General features: G+C 69.7%; 10 protein-coding genes. 2 read left to right on the top strand and 8 right to left on the bottom strand.

The genetic code is table 11. The annotated features are described in order from the left end of the window. Positions 1-97 precede the first annotated feature (97 nt). Positions 98-700 carry a GNAT family N-acetyltransferase gene (locus ACLJQE_RS02235; RefSeq protein ID WP_410637225.1) on the bottom strand — a complete coding sequence of 201 codons (603 nt, stop codon included), beginning with the start codon at positions 698-700 and terminating at the stop codon, positions 98-100. A 112-nt stretch (positions 701-812) separates the two neighbouring features. Between ACLJQE_RS02235 and ACLJQE_RS02230 the strand changes: the two genes are divergently transcribed. Both ACLJQE_RS02230 and ACLJQE_RS02225 read left to right on the top strand, forming a co-directional pair. Beyond that, positions 813-1,310 (top strand): phosphoribosyltransferase, encoded by a 498-nt coding sequence (locus ACLJQE_RS02230; RefSeq protein ID WP_410637224.1) that lies wholly within the window; start codon positions 813-815, stop codon positions 1,308-1,310. Beyond that, on the top strand, positions 1,307-2,029 hold the full coding sequence (locus ACLJQE_RS02225) for an oxidoreductase (protein WP_410637223.1): 723 nt from the start codon (positions 1,307-1,309) through the stop codon (positions 2,027-2,029). Before ACLJQE_RS02230 ends, ACLJQE_RS02225 begins: the two co-directional genes overlap by 4 nt. Before the next feature lie 115 nt (positions 2,030-2,144). Here ACLJQE_RS02225 and ACLJQE_RS02220 read toward each other — a convergent pair whose 3' ends face one another. The 7 genes from ACLJQE_RS02220 to ACLJQE_RS02190 all read right to left on the bottom strand — a co-directional run bounded on the left by ACLJQE_RS02220 (position 2,145) and on the right by ACLJQE_RS02190 (position 11,845). Next, a complete protein-coding gene (locus tag ACLJQE_RS02220; RefSeq protein ID WP_410637222.1) occupies positions 2,145-3,233 on the bottom strand; it encodes a HoxN/HupN/NixA family nickel/cobalt transporter in 1,089 nt (362 codons plus the stop codon). A gap of 116 nt (positions 3,234-3,349) precedes the next feature. Beyond that, a complete protein-coding gene (locus tag ACLJQE_RS02215) occupies positions 3,350-4,279 on the bottom strand; it encodes an N-acetylmuramic acid 6-phosphate etherase (RefSeq protein WP_410637221.1) in 930 nt (309 codons plus the stop codon). Between the two features lie 23 nt (positions 4,280-4,302). After that, complete coding sequence (locus tag ACLJQE_RS02210; RefSeq protein WP_410637220.1) at positions 4,303-5,277, bottom strand: MurR/RpiR family transcriptional regulator; 975 nt, start codon at positions 5,275-5,277, stop codon at positions 4,303-4,305. A 238-nt stretch (positions 5,278-5,515) separates the two neighbouring features. Further along, a complete protein-coding gene (locus ACLJQE_RS02205; protein WP_410638288.1) occupies positions 5,516-7,246 on the bottom strand; it encodes a serine hydrolase in 1,731 nt (576 codons plus the stop codon). A 47-nt stretch (positions 7,247-7,293) separates the two neighbouring features. Next, positions 7,294-8,559 (bottom strand): exo-beta-N-acetylmuramidase NamZ domain-containing protein, encoded by a 1,266-nt coding sequence (locus tag ACLJQE_RS02200; RefSeq protein ID WP_410637219.1) that lies wholly within the window; start codon positions 8,557-8,559, stop codon positions 7,294-7,296. Further along, positions 8,556-10,295 (bottom strand): glycoside hydrolase family 3 protein, encoded by a 1,740-nt coding sequence (locus tag ACLJQE_RS02195; protein WP_410638287.1) that lies wholly within the window; start codon positions 10,293-10,295, stop codon positions 8,556-8,558. Before ACLJQE_RS02195 ends, ACLJQE_RS02200 begins: the two co-directional genes overlap by 4 nt. Positions 10,296-11,014: 719 nt before the next feature. Beyond that, positions 11,015-11,845, bottom strand: coding sequence for an HAD family hydrolase (locus ACLJQE_RS02190; protein WP_410637218.1), 831 nt, complete (start codon positions 11,843-11,845; stop codon positions 11,015-11,017). Positions 11,846-12,033: the final 188 nt, after the last annotated feature.

Raw genomic sequence — 12,033 nt, 5'->3', positions numbered from 1 at the left:
TGCAAGGCCTCCTGTAGTGCGCCGAAACGACGGCTAGCGGCACGCTAGCGACGTTAGTCCGCCTTGTAAAAGGTTGCACCCACGTTGCCCTGCCGGTTCACCTCGCCAGGCGAGCCCCGGTGACTAAGCGTTCGTTCAGCCGGGCCTTCGCGGCGGGCCACTCCGGCGCCAGCATCGAATAGGTGACGGTGTCGCGCGACGAGCCGTCCTGCCGGATCCGGTGCGCGCGCAGGACGCCCTCGCGAAGCGCGCCAAGCCGTTCGATGGCGCGTTGCGAGCGGAGGTTGCGGATGTCGGTTTCCCACGCCACCCGTTGCGCGCCAAGGGTTTCGAACGCGTACCGGAGCAGCAGCAGCTTCGACTCGGTGTTCAGCCCGGTGCGCTGCCAGTCCGCGCCGATCCAGGTGTGCCCGATCGACAGGATCCGGTGCTTCTCGACGACCTGGTAGTACGACGTCGTCCCGGCGACGCGGCCGGAGTCGACGTCGATCTGCGCGAAGGGCCGCCGGTCGGGGTCGGCGAGCGCCTGCTCGACCAGCCGCTCGGCGGCGGGCAGGTCCGCCGGCTGCGTGCTGCTCAGCCACGCCCAGATGCCCGGGTCGGTGCCGGCCTCGAACAGGCCCTTGGCGTGCTCGGCCGTCAGCGGTTCCAGGCGGACGTGCCGGCCGGCCAGGGTGGGTTGCGTGTTCCAGTCGCTCACGTGATCACGATAAGCGGAGCAGTGGCTCTCTCAGGTGGCCAATTTCCAAGCATTTCCAGAGACCACTTCGGCGTTGCCTATGCTCGGCGGACCACGACGAAGGGCGAGATCGATGGGCGAAGAGCGGGAAGAGCTGAGCTGGGAGCTGTTCGGCACGGCGAGCCGTGAACTGGCTCACACCATCGCCGAAGACGGCTTCGCGCCGGACCTCGTCCTGTCCATCGCCCGCGGCGGCCTCTTCGTCGCCGGCGCGCTCGGCTACGCGCTCGACGTGAAGAACCTGCACGTGATGAACGTCGAGTTCTACACCGGCGTCGACCAGCGCCTCGACCTGCCGGTGATGCTGCCGCCGGTGCCCAACGTCGTCGACCTGGCGAGCAAGAAGGTGCTGATCGCCGACGACGTCGCCGACACCGGCGCCACCCTCAAGCTGGTCCGCGACTTCTGCCTCGACCACGTCGCCGAGGTGCGCTCGGCGGTCGTCTACGAGAAGCCGCACTCGACGGTGAAGTGCGAGTACGTCTGGCGGCACACCGACAAGTGGATCAACTTCCCGTGGTCGGTGCTGCCGCCCGTGGTCACCCGCGAAGGACAGGTGCTCGACGCATGAGTGATCCCCTGAAGCCGCTGCTCGACCTCGAAGGCGTCGCGGCGGCGGCGAAGTCCGCGCAGGACGCGGTGTTCGCGGTCCACCGCCTCCCCGCCAACCTCCGCGGCGGGGCGGCGACGGCGGCCGAGGCGTCCGTGCGGGCGGCCCGCGCGTCCGCCGGGATCGAAGGCGCCAACCCGGAACTGCCCGCCGACGGCGCGGTCGACGACCCGATCCTCGCCGGGTCGTTGCGCGTCGCGGAGACGCTGGAGTCGCTGCTGCCGACGTGGCGCCGCGCGCCGATGCAGGCCTTGGCCCGGCTGCACGTCCTGGCCGCGGCGGATCTCGTCGACGACCCGGATGCCTTGGGGCGTCCGCATTCCGGCGGTGGCCGCCTGGAGCTGCTCGCCCAGCTGGTGACCGGCGCGACGTCGGTGCCGGGTCCGGTGCTGACGGCGGTCGTCCACGGGGAACTGCTGGCGCTCAAGCCGTTCGGCAGCGCGGACGGCGTCGTCGCGCGCGCGGCGGCGCGGCTGACGATGGTCGCGACGGGCTTGGACCCGAAGTCGCTGAGCGTGCCCGAAGTGGCGTTCTTCCGCCGGGTGCCTCGCTACCTCGAAGCGGCCGAAGGGTTCGCGAACGGGACGCCGGAGGGCGTACGCGCGTGGCTGCTCTTCTGCTGCGAAGCGTTCGAAGCCGGTGCGCGCGAGGCGAAGAGCATTTCGGACGCTGCTTCCTGAGCGAGCACGGCGTCCAGCAGTCCGGGGAACCGCGCTTGCACGTCTTCGCGCAGGACGCGCCAGAGTGGGGCGAGAGCGTCGGCGCGGTGATGTCGAGGTCGCGCTGGGCGTCGCGTCAGGAAAGCTTCGCCGACCACTTCTCTTCGATCCGCCCGAACCGCCACACCGCCAGTGCGATGACCCAGGTCAGCACGAACAGCCCGACGATCACGAAGCCGACGTAGTCCAGGTTCACCGAAGCGATCGCGGCCAGCGGCCCGCTGGTGATGGCCAGCTTCTCGGCGAGGATCGACACCAGCTCGATGGTCCCGATGAGCAGCGCCACCGCGACCGACAGCGCGGTCACCGTGATGTTGTAGAAGATCTTGCGCACCGGCTTCGCGAACGCCCAGCCGTAGGCGAAGTTCATGAAACAGCCGTCCGCGGTGTCGAACAGGGTCATCCCGGCGGCGAACAGGATCGGCAGCACGAGGATCGCGTACCACGGCAGGGCGAAGGTCGCGGTGCCCGCGGCGAGCACGAGCAGCCCGATCTCGGTCGCGGTGTCGAAGCCCAGCCCGAACAGCAGCCCGACGGGGTAGATGTGCCACGGCTTGCGCACGGCCTTCGTCGCGCCGCGCAACAGCCGGTTCAGCACGCCGCGGTTGTCCAGCTGGCGTTCGAGCGCGGCTTCGTCGAAGTCGCCGCGGCGCATCTTTTTGAAGACCCGCAGGATCCCGACGAGCACGACGAGGTTCAGGATCGCGATCACGTACAGGAACACCCCGGACACCGACGTCCCGATCACGCCGGTGGCCTGGTGCAGCGTCGAGGAGCCGTCCTCGACCTGCCCGGCCAGCGCGCGGACGCCGAGCGAGAGCAGCAAGCAGAGCACGAACACGATCGTCGAGTGCCCGAGGGAGAACCAGAACCCGACCGAAAGCGGCCGGCGGCCGTCGTTCATCAGCTTGCGGGTGGTGTTGTCGATGGCGGCGATGTGGTCGGCGTCGAACGCGTGCCGCATACCGAGCGTGAAGGCCGTGACACCGAGCCCGATCCCGAAGACACCGGACGCACCCAGCGCGTAGTGGTGCGGCGCGACGAACGCCGTGAGCACGCCCCAGCCCACGACGTTCAGCAGCAGGATGAACCCCGCCATCCCGCTGATCGACACCCACTCGCGACGCGAAAGCCCGCGCCGCGAGTCCGCCGTAGAGCCCGCCATCACGCACCTGCCTTCCTCTCATCTGAGAGGTTAGACAGATGAACAGATAAAGAACAATTACAGCCGGGGCTTCGCCCCGGGCCGGGGCTCCGCCACCCGGAGCCCCCCAAAAGCCGTTAGCTCGCGCGCACCCGCACGAGGTCCAGAGCCTTGCGCACGTGCCCGCCGGACGTGTGCAAAGCCTTCGCTGCGCTCTTGACGTCCTCCCCGGAGAGGAGGTGCACCAGCGCGACCTTGAGGTCGCCCCCGGCTTCGGTGAGCGCGTCCGAGCAGTCCGCCATCGTCATGCCGGTGGCTTCCTGCAGGATCCGGATGGTCCGGCCGCGCAGCTTCGCGTTGGTGGCCCGCATGCTGACCATCAGGTTGGAGTAGGTCCGGCCGAGCTTGATCATCGTCGCGGTGGAGAACGACGTGAGGATCATCTTCTGCGCCGTGCCCGCCTTCATCCGGGTCGAGCCGGCAATCGCTTCCGGTCCGGTGTCGACCGCGATGAGCACGTCCACCCCGACCGGCTTCGCGGCCTTGGCGTTGCCCGAGACCAGGCCGGTCCGGGCACCCTGGCGCGCCGCCGCGGCCAGCGCACCCAGCACGTACGGCGTCCTGCCCGACGCCGTCAGCCCCAGCACGAAGTCGCCGGGCTGCACCATCGCGGCCATCTCGGCGGCCCCCGCCGCCGAGTCGTCCTCCGCGTTTTCGACGGCTTGCCGCAACGCGCGCTCGCCGCCGGCGTGGTGCGCGATGAACCAGTCGCCCGGCACGTTGAACGTCGGCACCAGCTCGGCCGCGTCCAAGGTGGCCAGCCGCCCGGACGTGCCCGCGCCGACGTAGTGCACCCGGCCACCGGCCCGGATGGCGTCCACCGCGAAATCCACCGCGCGCGCCACCTGGGGCAGCACCGCGGCCACGGCACCGGGGACCGTCCGGTCCTCGGCGTTGATCGCACCCAGAATCCCCGTGGTGGACATCAGGTCGATGTCCTTGGTGCGGGGATTGCGGGTTTCGGTCGGCGAATCGACGTGCACCGCCTGCACGGGGACGGTCATCATGCGCCTCACCTTTTCTCCGGTCATCACTTGCCGGTTTCCCGCGGACGGCGACGTCCGTCCGGCCTGACCCCCAAGCGGTGCGATCCGACTGCGTCCCTCGTCGCGTCCAGCGCGTTGACCGACGCGTCCATGTGCCGCTGCGCCACGCCGATGAACAGGCAGTCGATGACGGTGAGCTGAGCGATGCGGCTCGCCGTGGCGCCCGACCGGAACGTGGTTTCCCGCGCCGCGGTCGTCAAAACGTGATCGGCGACCTCGGTGATCGGGGAACGCGGGAAGTTCGTCACGGCGATGGTGACCGCGCCGTGCTCGCGCGCCACGCGCAGCGCCTCGACGGTGTCGGTGGTCGCGCCGGTGTGCGAGACGCCGATCGCGACGTCACCGGGGCTCAGCACCGCGGCCGAGGTGAGCATGATGTGCGTGTCCGACCACGCGAAGCACACACGGCCGATGCGGTGCAGCTTCTGCTGCAGGTCGGCGGCGACGAACGCACTGGCGCCCACGCCGTAGACGTCCACGCGGCCGGCACCGGCGACGGCCGCGATCACCCGCTCCAGCGTGGCGATGTCGAGCTGGTCGGCCGTCTCCTCGACGGCCCGCGCGTCGGCGAAGCTGACCTTGCCGATCACGGCGGCCAGGTCGTCCTCCGGGCCGATCTCGCCGCCGAGGTTGCGCGTGGAGCGCGCCTCGGTGCGGGCGGTGTCCGCGGCCAGCGCGATGCGCAGCTGCGGGTACCCGCCGACGCCGACGGCCTTGCAGAACCGCGTCACCGTGGTCTCGCTCGTGTTGGCGGCCAGGGCCACCTCGGTGATGCTGCGCCGCGCCACGTGCGCGGGGTCTTCCAGCACCACCTTGGCCACGCGCTGCTCGGCGCGGGCCAGGCCGGGGAGCAGGGACCGGATCCGCACCAGCGGACTGGAGTCGGCGTCTCGCGCGGTCGACTGGACCGATACGGACTCCGACAGTACCGGGCCGGCTACGGATTCGGCATCACTCATCGTCGGAAAGTTACTAACCGTTGGCATTTGCGACAAGGTTACCCACACCCTTCGGGATGATCGCAACCCATCCGTGTCTGCGGATCTGGATTTGCGATTAATCGTTGACCAGAAAGTCGCCAACAGGGTCGACCTTGTTAACGAAGTCAAGCTAACGACTTGGCAACTTAGTGTCGCGGTGCAAGCGGCAAGCGGACGGTAAATTCCGGCTTGTGGTGGACCTTCGGCGACAGGTTGGTCACCGAGAGCTCAACTGCCAACCCTCTGCGATGAAAACGGCCGGGTCTCGTTCACCGTCGAGGAGTGATCGGCCGCTCTCGGTGACTTTCACACCGTCCACCGAAACGCCTCGGCCCGTGTAGTTCGGGTCGGTGCTGTAACGCCAGCGCAGGCTCACCGACGCGCCTCGCGGCAGCGGGCCCGCCGCCTTCCACCAGGCACGGTGGCCGTGTCCGGAGAGCGACGTCACGGTTCCGGAGGGTGCTCCCGGTCCCGAAACCGATAAGGTGATCGGTTGCCAGTTAACGCCGTCGGTGCTCACCTGGAGCTGAAGTGGATCACCGCTGCCTTCGGTGTCCACGAAGACGGAGAACGAAACGCACGCTTGATCACTGTGCGTGGTAAAAGGGCGAGTACTCAGTGTAGCGACGCCGTTGTTACCCAGCGTGCTCGCCCACGCGTCCTTCCCGGCCACCGGACGCACCGCCATGGCCCTGGCCAGCGACGTCGCCCAGACCTGGCGGGCGGTGTTGATCGAGCCCCAGGTCCGGGTCGGGTGCACGCGGTTGGTCAGCAGGATCGCGAACGACCGGGACTCCGGGTCGATGACCAGCGTCGTTCCGGTGTAACCGGTGTGCCCGGCGGTGACCGGCGACGCCAGCGCGCCCATGTACCAGGGCTGGTCAAGCTCGAAGCCGAGGCCGTGCGAGTCGTCCGGGAACTGCTGGTTGTAGTTCGTCAGCAGCTGCCGGACGGTGTCCGTGCGCAGCACCCGGTGCCCGCGGTAGCTGCCGCCGTTGAGGATCGTCTGGGCGAGGGTGGCCATGTCGTTCGCGGTGCTGAACACGCCGGCGTGCCCGGCGACGCCGCCGAGCGACCACGCGTTCTCGTCGTGCACGCTGCCGCGCAGCATCCCGCGTGGCGGGTTCGCCTGGAACTCCGTCGCGGCGATCCGGTCCAGCTTCGCCGCGGGCGGGTTGTAACCGGTGTCGGTCATGCCGAGCGGGGCGGTGATCCGGTCGTGGACGACCTCGTCGAGGGACTGCCCCGTCAGCTTCTCGACGATGAAGCCGAGCGTCAGCAGGTTGATGTCCGAGTAGAGGTACGTCGTCCCCGGTTTGTTCTTCAGCGGGCTGTCGAGCACGGCCTGCCGCCGCGACGGGATGTCCGGGTAACCCGCCCAGAGCGACGGGATCGGGTCGGCGTCGAAGCCGGAGACGTGCGTGAGCAGCATCTTGACCGTGATGGCGGCCTTGTCGCCGGTGGCGAACTCCGGGAAGAAGCGGCTGACCGGGGTGTCGATGGTGAGCTGACCGCGTTCGGCGAGCTGCAGCACGGCGATCGAGGTGAACAGCTTCGAGATCGACGCCATGTCGAAGATCGTGTCGTTGCGCATGGGGACCTGCTGGTCCGCGGGCAGCTCGGTGCCCTTGGCGTCGGCGTACCGCAGCGCGCCGCCGACCGCGTACCGGTCGACGACCACGCCGTCGTGCGCGAGCAGGCCGACCGCCCCGGAGAAGTGGGGGTGCCCGGAGGCGTCCGGCTTCGTCCAGCTCGCCAGGAAGTCCTCGGCCGCCTTGAGCGGGGCCGGGTCGAGGCTGACGTCCTGCGGCCGCCCGTCGCGCAGCGTCGTCCACGGCGGGGCGAACCCCTGCTGCGGCCGGTCGAAGCGGCCGGTCGCCGGGTCGTGGCTGGTGATGGCGCTGGCTCCCGAGTCCGACACGGTCAACGTGGTCAGGGCGACCAGCATTCCGGTGGCCGCGACGAGGACCTTCCTAGCACGCACGAGTCTCCCCCTCAGCGGTAGCGCAGGTAGCGGCGACGTTTCCGGTCGAACTCGGCCAGCTCGGCCCGCCAGGCGCCGGTGACGTCGTCGACGCCCGCGCCGGCGTCGACCATGGTCCGGAGCCGGTCCGAGCCGGACAGCTTGTCGATGTAGTTGTCGGGACGCCAGGCGAACACGTCCGGGTGCAGGGCCTTCGCCGTGACGAGCATGGCGACCGCGGTGTGGATGGCGTCGAAGGCCCGCGGGTCGCTCACGCTGAGCTGCACGCCGCCGCACGGCTGGTTGACGAACTTGCCGAACGTCGGGACGAAGTAGGCCTCGCGGAACCGGGCGCCGGGCAGGGCGAGGCCCTCGAGCTTCTCGCGCCAGCGCCAGTCGAGGCCGGGCGCGCCGATGATCTCGAACGGCCGGGTGGTGCCCCGGCCCTCGGAGAACACCGTGCCTTCGAACATCCCGGTGCCCGGGTAGACGAGCGCGGTGTCCGGCGTCGGCATGTTCGGGCTCGGCAGCACCCAGTTCAGCCCGGTCCGCGCGAAGAGCGTGTCGCGCTGCCAACCGCGTACCTGGACGACGTCGAGGCTCTTCAGCTGCACGCCTTCGCCGGGCAGGAACTCCTCGGCGAAGAAGCCGGCGAGCTCGCCGACGGTCATGCCGTGCTGCTGCGCGATGGGCTTGCGGCCGATTCCGGAGGCGAACTTCGGGTCCAGCACCGGGCCGGCCACCCGGCCGCCGAGCGGGTTGGGGCGGTCGAGGACGACGAGGGCCGCGTTCGTCTTCGCGGCGGCCACCATCGCGGTGTAGAGCGACCAGATGTAGGTGTAGAAGCGGGCGCCGACGTCGGCGATGTCGAACACGACCGTGTCGACGCCCGCCTTGGTGAACAGCGAAGCGAGCTTCGTGGCGTCGACGCCGTACGCGTCGTAGACCGGTACGCCGGTGCGAGGGTCGGTGTAGTCGCCCTCGGATCCGCCGGCCTGTGCGCTGCCGCGGAAGCCGTGTTCGGGGCCGAAGGCCGCCACCGGTGGCACGCCGGCGGCCACCATCGAGTCGACGATGTGGTCGCCGTTCAGCAGCACGCCGGTCGGGTTCGACAGCACGCCCAGCTTGCGTCCCTTGAGGGGCCGCCAGCCCTGCGCGGCCAGCTGCTCCGCGCCGGTGAGGACGCGGCCGTGGCTCTCGGCCTGCTCGGGCTGGGCGCCGGCGACGGCGGAGCCGCCGGAGAGGGCCGGGACGGCGAGCACGCTCGCGCCGAGGAAGTGGCGCCGGTTGAGGTTCACCAGGTCAGTCCGTGGCCGAAGGGGTACTTGACGGTCTGCACGTCGGCACCCGCCGGGATGTCGACCGGCAGCTTCCCGACCGGCTTCGTCTCGCCGAGGATCACCTTGGCCAGCGCTTCGAGGGTCGGCGTGATGTAGCCGTAGGTGGCCAGCCAGGTCCGGACGGTGCTCGGGTATCCGGCGTCGTACGGGATCTGCGCGGCGACCGCGACGACCGGCTTCCCGGTGGCCTGCAGTGCGTCGAGCAGCTTGGTCTGCAGGGGGTAGGTGGCGATGTTGTTCGTCAGCACGACGACGAGGTCGGCGTTCTTGGCCTGGGCGACGGCCTGCGCGACCTGGGTGTCCGTCGGAGCCTGGCCGGTTTGGTAGGCCGTCGCGGCCGTGCCGTGCGCGGTCAGCTTCTGCGCGAGGGTGGTCGTCGTGGTGGCCCCCCAGCCGGTCACGAGCGCCGTGGCGGGCTTCTGCTTCAGGGGCAGGAGGCCGGCGTCGTTCGCGATGGCCGTGATGCCGCGGTCGGCGATGTCCTGCGCGGTCGCGAGGCTCGCCGGGATCCCGACCGTCTTCATGACCTTGTTCGCGTTGACGAACGGCGAGAACAGGATGCCGCGCTTGAACTTGAGCTTGAGCACGCGCAGCACGCTCTGGTCGATCCGCTGCATCGGGATTTCGCCGGACTTGACGGCGGCGAGGACCGAGTTGATCGCGAGGTCGAGGTGCACCGGCATGAGCAGCTGGTCGACGCCCGCCTTGAGCGCGAGCACCGGGATCTCGGCGTCGGTGTGCAGCTTGCGCACGCCTTCCATCTCGAGGGAGTCGGTGATCACGACGCCGTGGTAGCCCAGTTCGCCGCGCAGCCGGTCGGTGATGATCGGCTTCGACAGCGTCGCGGGTTCGAGCGACGGGTCGAGGCTGGGGAACTGGATGTGCGCGCTCATGATCGAGTCGACGCCGGCCGCGATCGCGGCCCTGAACGGCGGCACGTCGGTGGCCCGCCACTGCGCCTCGGTGCTGTCGATCCGCGGCAGCCCGGTGTGGCTGTCGGTCGGCGCGGCGCCGTGCCCGGGGAAGTGCTTGGCCGTCGCCGCGACGGACTTCTCGAAGCCCCGGACCTCGGCGGTGACGAAATCGCTGGCCAGACCGGGTTGCCCGGAGAAGGACCGGACCCCGATGACCGGGTTGACCGGGTTGGAGTTGACGTCCGCGTCGGGCGCGAAGTCCTGGTTGATCCCGACGGCGCGCAGTTCCTGGCCGAGGATGGTCGCGGCCTGCGTCGCGCGGTTGGTGTCCCGCCCGGCGGAGATGGCCATCGCGTTCGGGAACTCGGTGGCCGGCGCGCCCATCCGCGTGACGGTGCCGCCCTCCTGGTCGGCGGCGATCTGCAGCGGGATGTGCGCCCCGCTCGTGATCGCGGCCTTCTGGAGGCCGTTGGACAGCTTCGCGACCTGCACGGGGTCGTCGAAGTTGTCGCGCGTGGCGTTGTTGAAGTAGATGACCCCGCCGAGGTGGTACTTCTCGATGACCTGCGCGGGGGTGTCGACGCCGAAGTCGGCCTGGTTCTTCGGGTTGACCTCGTCGGCGGTCTTGCCGTTCACCCAGGTGACGAACAGCTGCCCGACCTTCTGCTCCAGCGTCAGCCCACGCAGCGCCTGTGTCGCCGCGGCCTCGGCCTGCGCGTCCGCGCTCACCCGCGGTGCGCTCGCGGCGGTCGCGACACCCACACCGGTGAGGGCGAGCACCCCCGCAACGGGCAGGGCGAACGCATGGAACCTCCGATTTCGGGTCGTCACGACCAGCCTCCCAGAAAGTAGCGGGCGCCGTCGGACGTCAGAAGTCCACTCAGAGGCGCCGGTATCGGGAAGCTACTCACCGAATCCGGTGCTGTCCATCGACCGACCGCACGAACGGTCCAGTCGTACCCGGATCGGTAGGAAAGTCCCGTTCGCAAGGTGCAGTCAGGTCCGAACGGGTGGCCACCGAGTTCCGGCTTCAATCACGCGAGTCACGGCCCCAGTCACGTGAGTCACGGCCCCAGTCACGCGAGATGGCCGGGCCCTCCACATGGACGAGGCGGCGCCCGTGGCCGAAGCCACGGGCGCCGCCTGCAAGCGCGAACTTCTCGGGCGACCAAGCGTGCAACTCTGGTCGTACCTACATGGACTCGGCGTGTGGCGTCCCACTACGCAGTCCCTAGACGACGAGCCTCCCGCGGCGCGCTGCGCGTGGGTACCCGGAGTCCGCGCACGGAGGTTTGCCGGGGTGGAACAGGCTTCTCTTCTACCTGTTCCCTGGCCGACCGAACGTCCGCACCTACTTTCTACGCCGTGAGCCCGGTCACTTCAAGTGCGCGGACGGGTGCACCGGTACAGAGGCTGGATCGGGTGACATCGGCACCCTGCGCGACGGACAATTCGGGGCTGGCTCAAGCAAAGTGCCGGCCGTACGGCCGTGTGGGTGGTTACCGGGACCGGCGGCGACGGTTGAGGCCGTACCAGGTCGCCCCGGCAGCCACCGCACCGACACCGAGCGCCACCATGCCGGCCGACCGCGTCGGGATCCGGGTGCGCAGCGACATCGGCCGGTCGAAGGCCAGGATCGGCCAGCCGCGCTCGAGGGCCTCGCGCCGCAGGAGCTTGTCCGGGTTGACCGCGTGCGGGTGCCCGACGACCTCGAGCAGCGGGATGTCGGTGCTCGAGTCGGTGTAGGCGAAGCACTCGGCGAGGTCGTAGCCGTAGGTCGCGGCGAGCTGCTTCGCGGCGACAGCCTTGTTGGCCCCGTAGCAGTAGAAGTCGACTTCGCCGGAGTAACGGCCGTCGACGATCTGCATCCGCGTGGCGACGCTCCGGGTTGCGCCGAGCATCTCGGCCACCGGCGCGACGACCTCTTCACCGGTCGCCGACAGCACGATCACGTCGTGCCCGTCCGCGCGGTGGCGCGCGATCAGCTCCGCCGCTTCCGCGTACACGAGCGGGTCGACGACGTCGTGCAGGGTCTCGCGGACGATCGCCGAAACCTGGGCGACGTCCCAGCCGGCGCACAACGCGGAAACTTCGGCGCGCAGCCGCTCGGTTTTGTTCTCGTCGGCGCCGGCGAGTGAGAACACCAGCTGCGCGTATGCGCTCCGCAACGCGGCGCGACGGTTGATCAGCCCTTCTTTGAGGAGGGGCTTGCTGAACGCCAGCGCGCTCGACGAAGCGATGATCGTCTTGTCCAGGTCGAAGAACGCGGCCACCGCGTGCTCCGGGCCCGGCTTCCGGATGCGCGACGGCGCGCTGCTCGGTTCGGCCACCTGCCCAGGATAGGAGCTTGATCCGCGCGCGTCCCGTTGATCCACCACGTGCGCGTCGTGCCGGACGGAAAATCCATGACAGGCAGGCACTTCGGGCGCGCCGTGCCGTTACCGAACTGTGTGCCTCGTCCGGCGCGCGAACCGGCGCCGGGCGGAGTTACAGTGAGGGAGCCCGGTGTCCAACCGGG

The sequence above is a fragment of the Amycolatopsis sp. lyj-346 genome (assembly GCF_046548975.1).
Classification (GTDB): Bacteria; Actinomycetota; Actinomycetes; order Mycobacteriales; family Pseudonocardiaceae; genus Amycolatopsis.
Note: the sequence above shows the minus strand (reverse complement) of the source record. Positions and strands in the feature narration are given on the sequence as shown.